Below are 15,156 nucleotides of genomic sequence, written 5' to 3' on the forward strand. Positions count from 1 at the left end.
AATGTCAGCTTCGGCTAGGCAGCGCGCCGCAGCGCGAATGGGCTCGTTTCGGTGGCCGGGCGCTTGCGCTCGATCATGTCGGCTGTCAGCCGAGCGCTGCCGCAGGCCAGTGTCCAGCCGAGCATGCCATGCCCTGAGTTGATGAAGAGCCCCTCGAGCGGCGACCAGCCGATGATCGGCCGACTGTCGGGCGTGGCGGGACGAAGCCCGCACCATGGCGCGATGTCCCCGGCCGCTTCGATCCCGAGCAGTTCGGCCGCGGCGCGGCGCAGGATGTCGATGCGTCCGCCATCGAGGGTCATGTCATTGCTTTCGAGATCGGCGATGCCGGCAATCCTGACCGCGGATCGTCCATCGCGCGCGAGCGGCGCGAACACCAGCTTGCGCGCCATGTCGGTGATGCTGTGCCGAAGAACGCGCGCCTGCGGCGGCGGCGCAAGCGTGATGCTGTAGCCCTTGAGTGGGTAGATCGGCAGATAGAAACCGCAGGCGCGGGCGAATGCGCCGGATGCTGCGCCCATGCACAGGACGAAATGGTCCGCCGCTATCTGCCCCTTGCCGGTATCGACGGCAACCAGTCGGCCGCCGGCGCGAACCGGCCCGATGATGGGCGTATCAAGCAACCACTCGACATTGCGTCGTTGCCTCAACCGAACTGTCAGGGCGGCGCAGAACGCCGCGCAATCGCCGACCTGCTCCGAGGCGGTAAAGATGCCGCCTGCGAGTTGGTCAGCATCGAGTTGCAGCGCCGGCTCCAGTGCGAGGCATTCAGCCGCGGACAGGATCTGCTGGCCATGCTCCTCGCCGGCCGCGACGACGCTGCGGCATGCCGTTTTGAATTCGCGCGCTGAGCGATGGATCACCAGCTTGCCGGCGGTGCGCAGGCCGAACGACAGGCGCAGGTTTTGCGTCAATCGCGTCAATTCGCTCCGGCTCAGGGCGGCGAGCGCGAGCTGCGCCGCCACGGTCTCGCGCACGGCTCCCGGCCGGCAGGCGAGGAGGAATCGCGCGGCCCAGGAAATCAGCGCGGGATCGAGGCCGGCGCGGATGCGCATCGGCGAATTCCGCGACAGCAATAGCGACGGTAGTTTTTTCAGCGTTGCCGGCGAGGCCAGCGGCGCCACGAAGGCGTAAGAGAGTTGGGCGCCGTTGGCGGCGCTGGCGTCTTTCGCAGTCGAAGCATGCCGATCGACGATGACGACGTCGTATCCGGCCTCAGCAAGACACCATGCCGTCGTCAACCCGATGACGCCGGCGCCCAGTATGCAGATTTTCATGTCGAGCTCACATCCAGGTAATCGCCCCCTTGAAGAGGAGATCGGGCAAGGGTTGTCGCCGGCCAGATTAAGGCCCCTGGAGGCCGCCATTGATGCCAAATCTGCATGATGCAAAATTTGCATAACCTGCCCGGGGCATGGCAGGTTAGCGCAAGCGCGGGTGCGATAGAGCCGACATGACAACGCGGGAATCAGCGGGAAATACTACGGTGGAGGTGGCAAAGCGGGGCGATGCAAAGGTTGCATTGGCCATCGTGCAGGCCGCTCCGCTAGGTTCGCCGGCATGGGGCTTCACGTTTCATACCGAGAACCCGCGCCGGTTGGCGTCTACGGCCCGGGGCTGTTTCAAGGGCAACTCCAGGATGGCGGTGGCGCGACGATCGCCGGCAATGCGGGGAGCATGATGGAGCTGCGCTGGCTTCAGGATTTTCTGATGGTGGCCGAGACCGGCAATTTCACGCGTGCGGCGGAGAAGCGGAATACGTCGCAGGCGGCGTTCAGCCGCCGCATCAAGTCGTTGGAGGCGTGGCTTGGCTTCGACCTGATCGACCGCAGCGTCTATCCGACGCAGCTCACGCCGCAAGGCGAGCGCTTTCGCGAGCACGCCGGCGAGCTGTTGCGGCAGATGCTCGACAGCCGCGACGAACTCGGCGGCGGCAAGCCGCTCCATCGCAACGAGCACATCCGCATCGCGCTGCCGTTCGCGATGGCGACCGCGCGGCTGCCGCAATGGTGGCAGGCCTGGTCACAGGAGCAGCGGCTGAGCTGTTCGGTCGTGGTCGGCAACATTCACGATCTCGTCACGTCGCTGGTGTCGGACAACGCCGATATTCTGATCTGCTATCACCACGCCCAGCAGCCGATCCATCTCGACCCCGATCGTTACGAACGTGTGACGCTAGGCACTGAATTCCTGCGGCCGTATGCCAGCGAAGCGCTGGTTGCAAAAGGCGGCGCGTCGCTACCCGGCCGGGCGTCACATCCGCTGCCACTCCTCATGTATTCGCCCGGTGTCTATTTCGCCCGCTTGGTCGATCTCATCTTGGAGGGCAACCCCATTTCCGGCGTCCGGGTCATCGAAAGTGACATGTCCGACGTCCTCTGCGGCATGGCGCTGGCTGGCCGCGGCGTGGCTTGGTTAACGGAAGGCACCGCAGCGGCCTTGGGCCGGAAGCGGCTGGTCCCGATCGGTGGCGACAAATGGGCGTTGCCTTTGTCTTTAGTCGCATTCAGGGGTCGAATGCATGATGGCCAACGGGCACTAAATCTGTTTTGGTCCGAATTGTGCAGGCATAGTGCCGCGCATGCCGGGGGCGGTCTTGCCAGGACTGGTTCGAGACTGGTTCGAGGCCGCCGGCCAAACGGCCCGGCAAGTTGCTGAGTTAGGGTGGATGAGCGATCATCCGAAACCTTTTGAGGGAGAAGTTACGTGAAACATCGTCAGATTATCGGCTGTCTGCTCGCGGGTGCGTTGTGCACCACCCCGGCAATGGCCCAGGGACTCACCGGGACGTTGAAGAACGTCAAGGAGACCGGGGCCATCACGCTCGGATACCGCGACTCCTCGATTCCATTCTCCTATCTCGACGACAACCAGAAGCCGATCGGCTACGCCATGGACATCTGCTACAAGATCGTCGATGCCGTGAAGAAGGAGCTCAAGCTCGACAAGCTCGAGGTCAAGCTCAACCCGGTGACGTCGTCGACGCGCATTCCGTTGCTTGCCAACGGCACCATCGATCTTGAATGCGGTTCGACCACCAACAATACCGAGCGCCAGAAGCAGATTGCCTACACCAACACGCACTTCCTGACCGCAAGCCGCTACGTCACCAAGAAGGCGAGCAAGATCAATTCGATCGATGATCTCAAGGGCAAGTCGGTGGTTTCCACCGCCGGCACCACCAACATCAAGCAGCTCACCGAAGCCAACGCGGCGCGCAGCCTCAACATCAACATCATCCCGGCCAAGGATCATGCCGAGGCGTTCCTGATGGTGGAAACCGACCGCGCGGTGGCGTTCGTGATGGACGACATCCTGCTCGCGAGCCTGGTCGCCGGCTCGAAGGCGCCGGGTGATTACGTGATCTCCAAGGACGCATTCTCCAAGCCCGAGCCTTACGGCATCATGCTGCGCAAGGACGATCCGGCCTTCAAGAAGGTGGTCGATGCGGCAACGGCTGCGCTCTACACCGGCGGCGAGGGCCAGAAGATCTATGACAAGTGGTTCACGCAGAAGATTCCGCCCAAGGGGCTGAACCTCAACGTGCCGATCAGCTCCGAGCTGAAGAACGAGTTTGCGAAGCCGTCCGATTCGCCGGATCCGGATTCGTATAAGTAAGGAAATAGTGATCCTCATGGTGAGCAGGCGCGTGAGCGCCGTCTCCGGACGATGCTTTGCATCGCCGGGCGAATCCATGAGGCCACAGTCGGGCCTTCATCCTTCGAGACGCGGCGAAGACGCCGCTCCTCAGGATGAGGGTCTCCAGTCCGCAACAGTCCGGCCATTTTGAAGTTCAGAATGGCCGGACTTTTGCATATGCGGTAGTAATAGGCGTTGGTAATAAGTGTTGTGATGCATAGGCGTCGGTGACCGGGGGGTACCGGCGTTTCGGGCGGGGGACTTCGTGAACTATAACTGGAACTGGCACATATTCTTTGAGCCGAATCCGACCGGGGCGGGCACCTATCTCGACCTGCTGGTGTCAGGACTATGGCTGACCGTCAAGACGGCGCTGCTGGCCTGGATCATCGCGCTGATCTTCGGCACGATCATCGGCATCCTGCGCTCGCTGCCGTCGAAGACGGCGTCGTGGATCGGCTTTTGCTATGTCGAATTTTTCCGCAACATGCCGCTGCTGGTGCAGCTGTTTCTCTGGTTCTTCGTGCTGCCCGAGCTGTTGCCGCGCGCCGCCGGGCTCTGGCTGAAGCAGCTTCCGAACGCGCCGTTCTGGACGGCTGCGATCGGTGTCGGGCTGTTCATGTCGGCGCGCGTCGCCGTGCAGCTCGCCGCGGGCATCGCTTCGCTGCCGCGCGGCCAGAAGCAGGCCGCGACCGCGCTCGGGCTGACCCTGACGCAAGGCTACCGCTACGTGCTGCTGCCGATGGCGTTTCGCATCATCATGCCGCCGCTGACGTCCGAATTCCTCAACACGGTCAAGAACACTTCCGTCGCGATCACCATCGGCCTGATCGAGCTCACCGGCCAGGCACGCGCGATGCAGGAGTTTTCGTTCCAGGTGTTCGAGGCCTTCACCGCCGCGACCATCATGTATCTCGCGATCAACATCATCGTCGTCACCGGCATGCGCTTCCTCGAACGCAGCCTGGCGATCCCCGGCTATATCACGGGGAAATGACGATGTTCGGTAATCTCGATTTCGACGTCATCCGCCGCTCGCTGCCGTACCTGTTCCTTGACGGCATGAGTTTTACGCTGATGCTGACCGGGCTGTCGGCGCTGGGCGGGCTGGTGTTCGGCACGCTGATCGCGCTGATGCGGCTCTCCAGCTACAGACTGCTCGGCCGCATCGCCGGGCTCTATGTCGACTTCATGCGCTCGCTGCCGCTGGTGCTCGTGATCTTCTGGTTCTATTTCCTGGTGCCCTATATCGGGCAGTGGCTGACCGGTGCGTCACGGCCGATTCGCGTCGGCGCGTTCACGTCCTCGCTCGTCACCTTCATCATGTTCGAGGCGGCCTATTTCTCCGAGATCATGCGCGCCGGCATCCAGTCGATTTCCAGGGGCCAGCCCGCGGCGGCGAGCGCGCTTGGGCTCACCTACAGCCAGAGCATGCGCTACGTCGTGCTGCCACAGGCGTTCCGCAACATGCTGCCGGTGCTGCTGACGCAGACCATCGTGCTGTTCCAGGACACCTCACTCGTCTACGTGCTGTCGATCCCGGATTTCCTCGGCGCCGCCAGCAAGGTGGCGCAGCGCGACGGACGGCTGGTCGAGATGTACCTGTTCGCCGCCGCGGTCTATTTTGCAATCTCCTGTGTCGCGTCCTGGGGCGTCCGGCGCCTGCAGGCACGCATTGCCATTGTTCGGTGATATCCAATGATTGAAATCAGCCACATCAATAAATGGTACGGGCCGACCTTCCAGGTGCTGAAGGACTGCACCACCAGCGTCGCCAAGGGTGAGGTGGTGGTGGTCTGCGGCCCGTCGGGTTCCGGAAAGTCGACGCTGATCAAATGCGTCAACGCGCTGGAGCCGTTCCAGGAGGGCCAGATCATCCTCGACGGCATCAAGGTCAACGATCCCAAGACCGACCTGCCAAAACTGCGCGCCCGTGTCGGCATGGTGTTCCAGCATTTCGAGCTGTTCCCGCATCTGCGCATCATCGACAATCTCTGCCTCGCGCAGGAGAAGGTGCTGGGCCGTTCGCACGACGAAGCCGTCGCCAAGGGCAACAAGCTGCTCGAGCGGGTCGGCTTGACGGTGCACGCGAACAAGTATCCGGCCGAACTGTCCGGCGGCCAGCAGCAGCGCGTCGCGATCGCGCGGGCGCTCGCGATGGACCCGATCGCGATGCTGTTCGACGAGCCGACCTCGGCGCTCGACCCCGAGATGATCAGCGAGGTGCTCGACGTGATGGTCGATCTCGCCCATGAGGGCATGACCATGATGGTCGTCACCCACGAAATGGGCTTTGCCAGCAAGGTCGCGCATCGCGTGATCTTCATGGACAAGGGCGAGATCGTTGAGGACGCGCAGAAGACCGATTTCTTCGGCAGCCCACGCAGCGAGCGTGCGCAAAAGTTTTTGTCGAAGATTCTGTCGCATTAAGGAGCAACGACCATCCGCGTCATTGCGAGGAGCGAAGCGACGAAGCAATCCATTCTTTCGTCGCCGCTGGCATGGATTGCTTCGCTTCGCTCGCAATGACGGCAGCCACAACGTCCGCCGCGGCGGCATCGCTATCTTTTAGGAGACTCTACCTTGGAACAGATCGCTTACGTCAACGGCTCGTTCGTCCCGCTCTCGGAGGCGAAGGTCTCGATCCTCGATCGCGGCTTCCTGTTTGCCGACGGCATCTATGAAGTCGCCGCCGTGCTCGACGGCAAGCTGATCGACAATGCCTCGCATCTGGCGCGGCTGGAGCGTTCGGTCGGCGAGATCGAGCTGGCGCTGCCGGAAACGACTGCGCGCATCCAGGAGATCCAGAAGGAGTTGATCGCCCGCAACAAGCTCGAAAATGGCATGGTCTATCTGGAAGTGACGCGCGGCGCCGACACCGGGCGCGACTTTGCTTTCCCCAAGGGCGTCAAGCCGACGCTGATCATGTTCACGTCCACCAAGGACATCATCAACGCGCCTTCGGCCAAGACCGGCATCAAGGTGATCACGGTGCCCGACCTGCGTTGGGCCCGCCGCGACATCAAGAGCGTCGCGCTATTGGCGCAGGTGCTGGCCAAGCAGGCAGCGGCCGTCGCCGGCGCCGGCGAGGCCTGGATGATCGAGGACGGCAAGGTGACCGAGGGCGGCTCGTCCTCGTGCTTCATTCTCACCCAGGACGATGTGATCGTGACGCGGCAGAACGGCAGCGAGATCCTACCCGGCTGCACCCGCAAGGCGGTGGTTGCGCTCGCCGAAGAGCGCCAGCTCCGCGTCGAGGAGCGGGCATTCACGATCGAGGAGGCGCTGGCCGCCAAGGAGGCCTTCGTCACCAGCGCCAGCGTGTTCGTGCAGGCCGTGGTATCGATCGACGGCAAGCAGGTCGCCGACGGCAAGCCCGGCCGGATGACCCAGAGGCTGCGCGAGATCTATGTCGATTTCGCCAAGGCGACGGCGGTGTAGCTGAGCAGTTTTCTGCTCGAGGCGTCATCGCCCGCCTTGTGCGCAATTGCGCGCTGGAGCGGGCGATCCAGTAATCCAGAGACGTCAGCGTTTGACTGGAGAAGCCGCGGCGTACTGGATGCCCCGCCTGCGCGGGGCATGACAGTCGAATGCGGGGTAATAAATAGAGCGCTTACGCCACCGCAGCCTTCGCCTTCACCGGGTGAACGGCGCGGAACGAGATCGCGATCCTGTTCCAGGCATTGATGGCGCCGATCAGCATGGTCAGATTGACAGCCTCGGTTTCCGAGAAGTGAGCCCGCATGTTTTCATAGACGTCGTCGGGGGCATGCGTTTCCGCGATCAGCGTCACCGCGTCGGTCCACGCCAGCGCCGCGCGCTCGCGGTCGGTATAGAGCGGCGACTCGTGCCAGGCGCTCAATAGATACAGGCGCTGTTCGGTCTCGCCGAGCTTGCGGGCGTCCTGGGTGTGCATGTTGATGCAATAGGCGCAACCGTTGATCTGCGACGCCCGCGTCTTCACCAGTTCGATCAGCGATTTTTCCAGACCCGAGACGGCGATCTGGGCCTCCACCGCGACGAGCGCTTTGATGGTGTCGGGCGCGGCCTGATAGTAATTCATCCGGGGCTTCATGCTCGTTCTCCTCTCTGGACGCGTTCAATTAGAACGATTGCCGAAGTCTATTCCGATCCGGGCGATAGTCACGGTCTGGATCGATGCCGTCGGATACAATAAAGTGATCTGAAGAAAAGCTAAGGAGGCGACGGATGTTTGCGCGCGAGCGGGTGTCGGCGGGAAGCCGTGCGATACCACTGATTGCGGCCGGTCGATGCCGCATCGCCTTTCTGTTCGTGCTTGCCGCGGCATTGTCGTTCCTGCTCGGAGGCCATCAGTCGCTCGCCGCCTATCCGGAGCGCGTCATCAAGATCATCGTGCCGTTTGCGCCGGGCGGCGGCACGGACGCCATCGCGCGCGTGCTGGCGCAGGAGATGGCAAAGGATCTCGGCGCCAGCATCATCATCGAGAACAAGCCGGGGGCGGGCACCATCATCGGCGCGCAGGCGGTCGCTTCCGCCGAAGGCGACGGCTACACGCTGCTGATGGGATCGTTTGCTCATGCGGTCAACCCGAGCCTGTACGCCAAACTGCCCTTCGATCCGAACAAGGATTTTGCGCCGGTCGCATTCGTCGCGCGTTCTCCCAACATCGTTGTCGTCAATCCGAAATCGTCATTTCGTTCCATCGCCGATCTGATCGCGGCGGCGAAGGCCGAGCCTGACAAGATCTCCTACGGCACGTTCGGGACCGGTACTTCGGCGCACCTCGCCGGCGAAATGTTCAAGCGCATGGCCGGCATCAACATGGTGATGGTGCCTTACAAGGGCTCCGCGCCGGCGATCACCGATCTGATCGGCGGGCAGACCCAGGTGATCTTCACGACGGTGGCAAGCGCCGCATCCCTGATCGGAGGCGGCCAGTTGCGCGCGCTGGCGGTGACATCGGCGCAGCGCTCGCCCGCCTTTCCGCAATTGCCGACGGTTGCGGAAACCGGTCTTTCCGGCTTTGAAGCCGAAACCTGGTACGGCCTGTTTGCGCCGGCAAAAACGCCGCCCGAGGTCATCGAGCGCCTGAACAAGTCGGCGGCAAAAGCGGTGCAGGCCGACGCCTTCAAGAAACTCAGCGTCAACGAGGGCCTTGTTCTGATCGCGGCGCCGCCGGAGGAGTTCGGCCGCTATTACCGTAGCGAGGTGGAGCGCTGGCGCAAGGTGATCGAGGAAGCCGGCATCAAGGCCGAGTAGGGTGGCAAGGCGGCACCAAGCCGGTTTCCCCCGTCGCGGATCCCCGCTAGGATGGCCCGCATGTATGTGAGCGCTTCCGAGAGCCGGGTGCTGGCGCGCATCTTCGGGCTGTTGTCTGAGGACCTCAGCGAGCACGACGTGCGCGAGGCGGTCGGCCATCATTTGCTCGAACTGCTGGAAGCCGATCACTACGCCTCCTTCGTCTGGCAGGATGTGACTGGCCGTTTCGAGAAGGCCGTATATCTGAACATGGACCCGGCCAATATCGCGGCCTACGACCGCTATTATCAACAGTGCGACCCGATCACCCTGAAACTTCAGGCCCGCCGCGACGCGACGCTGGTGACGCAGGTGATGCCGCAGCGCGAGCTGATGCGGACCGAATTCTTCAACGATTTTCTCGCCCGCGACGGACTGCATTGGGGTGTCAATGCCTATAGCTTCGTCGGCAACCGCAATATCGGCGATGTCAGGATCTGGCGCGGTCGGCGGCGCGAGAATTTTGACAGCCATACGCTGGAGCTGTTGCGGTTGATCGAGCCGGCCTTTACGGGTGCGCTGGTGCGTGCGGCCGGTGGCGCCGCGGCCAGCTTGGCTGATGGCTCGCCGGTCCTAAAGCTCTCGGTGCGCGAGTTCGAGATCGCGCGGATGATCGCCGACGATCTCAGCGACAAGGAGATCGCGCACCGGCTGCAGGTGGGGGTGTCGACCGTCCGCACCCATATCGAGCGTATCTTCGCCAAGCTCGGCGTCCGCCGCCGCAGCGGCGTCGCCAGCCTGTTTGCGCGGCATTAGCCGCAGTCAGCGCGTCGGCGGCGGCAGGCGGCCGAACAGCTTCTCCATCGCCATGCCGACCGCCAGCAGCTTGCGGTCGCTTCCCGCCGGACCATCGAGCTCGAGGCCGACTGGCAGCTTGCTCGACGCGCCCAGCGCAATCGGAAGCTGGATGCCAGGGACGCCCGCATTGCTGCCGGGATCGGTGTTCTGGATGAACAGCAGAAAATTGGCGAGGCTCGACGAGTCCGGATTGGATGCGATCGCGACCTTCGGCACCGTCGGGAAGGCGATGGCATCGAGCTTGTTCTTGGCAAAAGTGTCGCGATAGAGCGCCAGCAACGCGGGGCGGGCGGTCTTCATGGCGGCGTCATAGGCCGGCTTCGCGTCCACTACAGTATTGTTTGGTCCCGGCAGCTTGCGCGGAATCACCAGCCCATCATAGGTCCCCTTCACGTCGGGGCTTGCGATCTCCTTGGCGAGGTTCTCGATGCTGACACCGGAGCCGCTGTTCTTGAGATAGGCGACCATGTCATCATAGGCTTCATAGAGCGCAAGCGGAAAGCCGACCTTGCCGTTGAGTTCGGCAAGTTCTGGCATCTCGATATCGATGACCGTCACGCCGCTTGCCTTGAGCTTGTCCAGCGCGGCCTTGAAAGCGGCGTCGGTATCGCCGTCGAGATTGGCCAGCATGGATTTGTCGATGCCGATGCGGACCTTCTTCAGATCGGCAGGCGCAATCGTGCCGCCGCCGGCGATGATCCGGTCGAGCGCCGCGACGTCGGCCATGGTGGATGCCATCGGACCAGCCGTATCGCGGGTATGGGAGATCGGCGCGATTCCTGCTTGCGGATAGCGGCCGGCGGTCGGGCGCAGCGCGGCGCAGCCGTTCAGCGCGCAGGGCACCCGCACGGACCCGCCGGTGTCGGTGCCGAGGCCGGCGGTGACGATCCGCGCGCCGACCGCCGCGCCAGTTCCGGATGACGAGCCGCCGGCGATTTTCGTCGCATCATAGGCGTTACGCACGCCGTGCTCTGCGCCGGTCTTGAATCCGGCATTGAAGCCGGAGATGCCGAAGGCAAGCTCATGCATGTTGGTCTTGCCGATGATGATGGCACCCGCCGCGCGCAGTTTTGCGGCGACCGGCGCGTCCTTCTTCGGCACGAAATTCTTCAGCGCCGGCGTGCCGGCCGTAGCAGGGAGACCGGCCACTTGGATATTGTCCTTGATCACAATGGGCACGCCGCCGAGCGGCTTGCACGATCCCTTCTTGCGGCCGGCGTCGAACGCTTCGGCGGCCTTCATCGCGCCGGCCTCGTCGAGCGTGATGAAGGCGTTGAGGTCGGACTTGGCCTTGGCGCGCGCCAGCGCCGCTGCGGTCAGCGCCTTGCTGGTGATCTTGCCGGCGCAGAGATCGGCGGTGGCCTGGGTTGCGGTGAGCTGATCCAGATCGATCGCCTGGGCGGCCGCGGGAGGAGCCGCGGCAAGCGCAAGGCTGGCAAGGGCCGAGCCAAGCAGGATGGAGCTGCGAGCCATGATGATCCTCCGTGCGAATGAGTACCCGTCCGGACGAATTTTACTTAGCCCCGGTTCCGGCGCTTGTCCTCATTTCTGGGGACGCTCTAAAATCGTGGCTCCTCGGGAGGAAGGAAGAGCGAAAGCCGGCTCTCTCCACGTCATTGCGAGCGCAGCGAAGCAATCCACGTCTCGGCGCGTGGATAGATGGATTGCTTCGCTGCGCTCGCAATGACGGTGTGGACATAGCTTCACAATCCCTCGGGATGAGGAGCGGAGGCGTCAAGCTTTCTCCTTCACAAACCTATTCCGCAACGTGCCGATCCCCGTGATGTCGATCTCGACGACGTCGCCGTCCTTGAGGTCTGGCGACGCGCCATCAGTACCCATCCAGATCACATCGCCCGGCGACAGCGTGAAATATTTCGAGAGCTCGATCAGGAACGGCACGACGCCGAAGATCATGTCGTTGGTGCGGAAGCGGCCGGTCTCCTTGCCGTTGACGCGGATCACGGTTTCCATCCTGTCGAGGTCGACATCGGTTTCGATCCACGGACCCATCGGCTTGAACGTGTCGGCGTTTTTCGAACGCCACAGGCTGCGGTCCGCCTTTTGCCAGGTGCGTTCGCTGACGTCGTTGCCGATGGTGTAGCCGAACACGCAATCCATCGCGTTGGCTTCGGTGAGATGCTTCGCCTTCTTGCCGATGACGACGACGAGTTCGCCTTCATAGTGGATTTTCTCGGTCGCGCTCGCCGGTATCACCACGTCCTCGTCATGCGCGATCAGCGCGTTCTGCGCGCGATAGCCGATCTCGGGCCTGTCGGGTATGTTCGGCACGGTGCCGGCCTTGTCGGCGGCTTCCTTCAGATGCTTGAGGTAGTTCAATCCGACGCAATAGAAGGTGCGCGGGATCAGCGGCAGCTCGATCTTCACCTCGCTGAGCGGGTGCGACTGTGCCCCGCGCTGCCATTGCCCGAAAGGATCGCCGTCAACGGCAATCACGCGCTCCCCCTCGACGATTCCCCAGGATGTCTTGCCGGCGGCGGTGAATTTCAGCCAACGCATGGTTCTTCCTCTTATTCGGCGGCGGCCTGCGGCTGGGTCTTCCAGGCGCCGGCGGCCGGGCGCTTCAGTCCGAGATTCTCGCGCAACGTCTTGCCGGCGTAATCCTTGTGGAATAGCCCGCGCCGCTGCAGTTCGGGCACCACATGCTTGACGAAATCGGCGTAGGAGCCGGGCACGATGGTGGCCGCGACGACAAAGCCGTCGCAGCCGCGCTCGACGAACATCTCCTCCAGCCTGTCCGCGATCTCCTTCGGGCCGCCGACGATGGCGTCCTGCACCTGGCCACGGCCGGAGAAGTGGACGAAGTCGAGCGCGCTAGGATTGCTCTTGCCCGAATTCTTCAGCACGCCATCGCGAATGCCGAGGATGCCCTGCATGCTCCTGAGCTCTTCCGTGGTCAGCGGCTCGTCGAGCGGCTTTGACGCAAAATCGTAGTTCAGGGCCTCTGCGAGCAGCGACAGCGCGTCGATCTGCAGCGGCAGCTTGTTGATCACAGCCATCTTGTCCTCGGCCTCGGTCTTGGTGGCGCCGCAGACCGGCGTCGTAAGGTTGCAGAGGAACATCTGGTCGGGATCGCGGCCCGCCTTTGCCGCCTCGTTGCGGACGGCGGCATAGCCTTCCTTGGCGGATGCCACATTGCGTGCAGCGGTGAAGATCATCTCGCCCCATCGCCCCGCAAAGCGCTGGCCGCGGCCGGAGGCGCCGGCCTGGATGATGACGGGATGGCCCTGCGGCGAACGCGGCACGGTGAACGGCCCGCGTGACTTGAAGAACTGCCCGTGGTGATCGAGCCGCTTCACCTTGGTGGGATCGGCGAAGCGGCCGCTGGTCTTGTCCATGATCAGCGAGCCGTCTTCCCAGCTGTCCCAATGGCCGAGCACCACTTCCATGAATTCGTCGGCGCGGTCGTAGCGGAAGTCGTGCTCGAGATGGGCATCCTTGCCCATGTTCTGCGCCTCGCCGTCATTGAGCGAGGTGACGACGTTCCAGCCCGCGCGTCCGCCCGACATCAGGTCGAGGGTAGCGAAGCGCCGCGCGACGTCGAACGGCTCGTAATAGGTGGTCGAGCAGGTCGATCCCAGTCCGAGCTTCTCGGTGACCATGCCCATCGTGGTCAGCACGATCAAGGGGTCCATCTTCACGCAGCGGATGCCGTATTCGACGGTATGGGCGTGATCGTTGCCGTAGCGGTCCGGCATCGCGAGACGGTCGTCGAAGAACGCCATGTGGAACTTGCCGGCCTCGAGAATCCGGGCGATCTCCTGGTAGTAGTCGGCCGACATCGAATCGTCGCGCGATTCCGGATGCCGCCACGAACTCGGCAGGTTGGTGCAGTTCTGCGCCTGCAAAAATCCCACCAGCGCCATTTGCCGCGTCATGCCGTTCTCCTCGTGCTGGCAGGATTGGAATTCATTTGAGGTCGAGCTCGGCGGACAGCTTGTAGTCAGTGGCGAGCGCCTTGAGCTTGTCCCAGGTCGCGTCTTCGACCTCGATACCGTCGCGCCGGCGCTGCTGTTCGCGCATGTATTCGATCTCACCGGGATAGAACACACCGGGAGAGCCTTCCGATGGCGGCGTCGATTTCAGATAGCGCGCGAACTCGCCGACTTCTTTCTCGAAATCTTTCAGCGGGCGGAAGGCGGCGACGTTGAACACCGCCATGAAGCACCCGTCATTGTGCCGGCCGGTCGGCTCGACGCCAAAGCCGAGCCCGGTGAGCAGGCCGCAGAGCACCTCGACCATCGCGGCGAGGCCGCTGCCCTTGTAGCCTTCGCTGCCGCCGAGCGGCAGCAGCGCGCCGCCCTTGCGGTATTGCGTTGGATCGGTGGTGTGCCGTCCCTCGGCGTCGATGATCCAGCCTTGCGGGATCTGCTCGCCGCGCGCGACCGACAGCGCGATCTTGCCGGCCGCGACCGCCGAGGTCGCCATATCCAAATAGAACGGCGCCTCGAGGTCGGACGGCACGGCAATCGAGATCGGGTTGGTGCCGAGCCTCGCCTCGCGGCCGCCGAACGGCGCAACATGCTTTGGCGAACGGCCGGAATCGGCGGCAGCGATACCGATCATACCGGCCCGCATCGCCATCAACGGATAGGCGGCGAGCCGGCCGACATGGCTCTGGCGGAACACCGTGCAGGCGGCGACATTGGCGGTCTTCGCCTTCTCGATCGTCAGCGCCATCGCCTTGGCGTTAACGTGAAAGCCAAACCCCCAATGGCCGTCGATCACGGTCGTCGTCGGCGATTCCTGGACGATGGTCCATTGGGCGCCGGGCACGATATGGCCGGCCTTGATGCGGTCGATATAGGTCGGGATGGCGATCACGCCGTGCGAGTCATGGCCGGCGAGATTGGCGTTGACGCAGCCGGTCGCGACCGCGCGCGCCTCTTCCTCCGAAGCGCCGGCGGCCTTGAGCAGGGCGACGCCAATTTGCGTGAGCCGGTCGGCCTGAACCATCGGCATGGGGATTTCCTCTCCCTGGCACGCCCGCGCGAGTGGCGGGTCTTGCTTGCTGCGGGCATGCTCTCAAAGCCGCAGTGGCAGGGCAAGCGTGGAAATATCCTGTTAGCCATGCCGCTGGGTGAGAGGTGACGGTCTCCGTTCCCCGGACGCAGCGCACCACGTAATGATGCGGCTGCTGAGTCGGGGCCCAGTATCGGGATCGTGGCAAAATGGGCCCGGCACTGCGGAGCAGCGCTCCGCGCTGCGCCGCGTCCGGGACACGGCGCGTCAAGGCTCGCTCGCCAGTGCGCGGTCCGCAAGCGCCAAAAATTTCACCCAGTGAAATTCACTCGGCGAGGGCAGGCGCCATGGCTGATAAATCGTAAAAGTACCGTAGTTCTCCCGAGCCGTGTCGTGTGACGTTGGTCCGACATTTACTCTGACTCGCAAACCTAGGTCGCCAATAACGGGCATTTA

At 63.3% G+C, this 15,156-nt stretch carries 14 protein-coding genes; 8 read left to right on the plus strand and 6 right to left on the minus strand.

Annotated features, from left to right (window positions below):
* Positions 1-14: 14 nt before the first annotated feature.
* Complete coding sequence (locus QA643_RS05580) at positions 15-1,277, minus strand: FAD-dependent oxidoreductase (RefSeq protein ID WP_283032201.1); 1,263 nt, start codon at positions 1,275-1,277, stop codon at positions 15-17.
* Positions 1,278-1,560: 283 nt separating this feature from the next.
* On the opposite strand from QA643_RS05580, the gene QA643_RS05585 reads away from it, so the two are divergent.
* From QA643_RS05585 to QA643_RS05610, 6 genes are all read left to right on the plus strand, one after another.
* Positions 1,561-2,658: a LysR family transcriptional regulator gene (locus QA643_RS05585; protein ID WP_283032202.1), complete on the plus strand. Its 1,098-nt coding sequence runs from the start codon at positions 1,561-1,563 to the stop codon at positions 2,656-2,658.
* A 48-nt stretch (positions 2,659-2,706) separates the two neighbouring features.
* Complete coding sequence (locus tag QA643_RS05590) at positions 2,707-3,618, plus strand: amino acid ABC transporter substrate-binding protein (protein WP_283032203.1); 912 nt, start codon at positions 2,707-2,709, stop codon at positions 3,616-3,618.
* A gap of 286 nt (positions 3,619-3,904) precedes the next feature.
* Entirely contained in the window at positions 3,905-4,636 is a 732-nt protein-coding gene (locus tag QA643_RS05595; protein WP_283032204.1) for an amino acid ABC transporter permease, read from the plus strand.
* Between the two features lie 2 nt (positions 4,637-4,638).
* On the plus strand, positions 4,639-5,331 hold the full coding sequence (locus QA643_RS05600) for an ABC transporter permease subunit (protein ID WP_283032205.1): 693 nt from the start codon (positions 4,639-4,641) through the stop codon (positions 5,329-5,331).
* A 6-nt stretch (positions 5,332-5,337) separates the two neighbouring features.
* Positions 5,338-6,069 (plus strand): amino acid ABC transporter ATP-binding protein, encoded by a 732-nt coding sequence (locus tag QA643_RS05605; RefSeq protein ID WP_283032206.1) that lies wholly within the window; start codon positions 5,338-5,340, stop codon positions 6,067-6,069.
* A gap of 153 nt (positions 6,070-6,222) precedes the next feature.
* Complete coding sequence (locus QA643_RS05610) at positions 6,223-7,080, plus strand: D-amino-acid transaminase (RefSeq protein WP_283032207.1); 858 nt, start codon at positions 6,223-6,225, stop codon at positions 7,078-7,080.
* Positions 7,081-7,252: 172 nt separating this feature from the next.
* Here the strand turns inward: QA643_RS05610 and QA643_RS05615 are convergent, their stop codons facing one another.
* On the minus strand, positions 7,253-7,714 hold the full coding sequence (locus QA643_RS05615) for a carboxymuconolactone decarboxylase family protein (protein ID WP_283032208.1): 462 nt from the start codon (positions 7,712-7,714) through the stop codon (positions 7,253-7,255).
* 134 nt (positions 7,715-7,848) lie between these two features.
* Here QA643_RS05615 and QA643_RS05620 point away from each other — a divergent pair, with 134 nt between their 5' ends.
* Positions 7,849-8,880: a tripartite tricarboxylate transporter substrate binding protein gene (locus tag QA643_RS05620; protein ID WP_283032209.1), complete on the plus strand. Its 1,032-nt coding sequence runs from the start codon at positions 7,849-7,851 to the stop codon at positions 8,878-8,880.
* 60 nt (positions 8,881-8,940) lie between these two features.
* Positions 8,941-9,675, plus strand: a complete 735-nt coding sequence (locus tag QA643_RS05625; RefSeq protein WP_283032210.1) for a LuxR C-terminal-related transcriptional regulator — start codon at positions 8,941-8,943, stop codon at positions 9,673-9,675.
* Positions 9,676-9,681: 6 nt separating this feature from the next.
* Here the strand turns inward: QA643_RS05625 and iaaH are convergent, their stop codons facing one another.
* The 4 genes from iaaH to QA643_RS05645 all read right to left on the minus strand — a co-directional run bounded on the left by iaaH (position 9,682) and on the right by QA643_RS05645 (position 14,700).
* The gene (gene iaaH, locus QA643_RS05630; RefSeq protein WP_283034720.1) at positions 9,682-11,109 is read right to left on the minus strand and encodes an indoleacetamide hydrolase; all 1,428 of its coding nucleotides are present in this window, start codon (positions 11,107-11,109) and stop codon (positions 9,682-9,684) included.
* 342 nt (positions 11,110-11,451) lie between these two features.
* On the minus strand, positions 11,452-12,237 hold the full coding sequence (locus tag QA643_RS05635) for a fumarylacetoacetate hydrolase family protein (RefSeq protein ID WP_283032211.1): 786 nt from the start codon (positions 12,235-12,237) through the stop codon (positions 11,452-11,454).
* A gap of 11 nt (positions 12,238-12,248) precedes the next feature.
* Positions 12,249-13,616: an LLM class flavin-dependent oxidoreductase gene (locus tag QA643_RS05640; RefSeq protein ID WP_283032212.1), complete on the minus strand. Its 1,368-nt coding sequence runs from the start codon at positions 13,614-13,616 to the stop codon at positions 12,249-12,251.
* Positions 13,617-13,647: 31 nt separating this feature from the next.
* On the minus strand, positions 13,648-14,700 hold the full coding sequence (locus tag QA643_RS05645; RefSeq protein WP_283032213.1) for an Ldh family oxidoreductase: 1,053 nt from the start codon (positions 14,698-14,700) through the stop codon (positions 13,648-13,650).
* Between the last annotated feature and the right edge of the window lie 456 nt (positions 14,701-15,156).

Source organism: Bradyrhizobium sp. CB3481 (assembly GCF_029714305.1).
GTDB lineage: Bacteria > Pseudomonadota > Alphaproteobacteria > Rhizobiales > Xanthobacteraceae > Bradyrhizobium.